This is a genomic window from Pseudoalteromonas sp. S3178, assembly GCF_005886985.1.
Taxonomy (GTDB): Bacteria; Pseudomonadota; Gammaproteobacteria; order Enterobacterales; family Alteromonadaceae; genus Pseudoalteromonas; species Pseudoalteromonas carrageenovora.
Genome location: NZ_PNCW01000246.1, coordinates 1 through 391 on the forward strand (window position 1 = coordinate 1; position 391 = coordinate 391).

The window sequence follows — 391 nt, forward strand, 5'->3', positions numbered from 1 at the left end:
AGTGCTTCAGCGGCTTTAATACCTTCCCAAGTCGATGCAATCTTAATCAAGATTTTGTCTTTGCTTACGCCTTGCGCTTCATATAAATTTAATAGCGTTTTTGCTTTTGCGATAGTCGCTTCGGTATCAAAAGATAAACGTGCGTCTACTTCGGTTGAGATATATCCCGGCACAGAGTTTGCGATTTCTTTACCAATCACAACGGCAAAATAGTCACAAGCAAGCGCTAATTGCTTTTCAGCGTCACTTTCATTGGCTTTGGCATAATCCCAAGCTTCTGTTAGATAAGGCTGATAAGCAGGCGTCTCTGCCGCTTTAAGTAAAAGAGAAGGATTAGTTGTTGCATCCTCAGGCTGTAGCTTGCGGATGGCTTCAATGTCACCGGTGTCAG

Annotated in this window: 1 protein-coding gene; it reads right to left on the bottom strand. The window is 43.2% G+C overall.

Annotated elements, in window-relative coordinates; translation table 11 throughout:
- Nucleotides 1-391 (bottom strand): transaldolase family protein (locus CWC11_RS20805; RefSeq protein WP_283241024.1); only part of this gene is annotated, 391 nt, incomplete at both ends.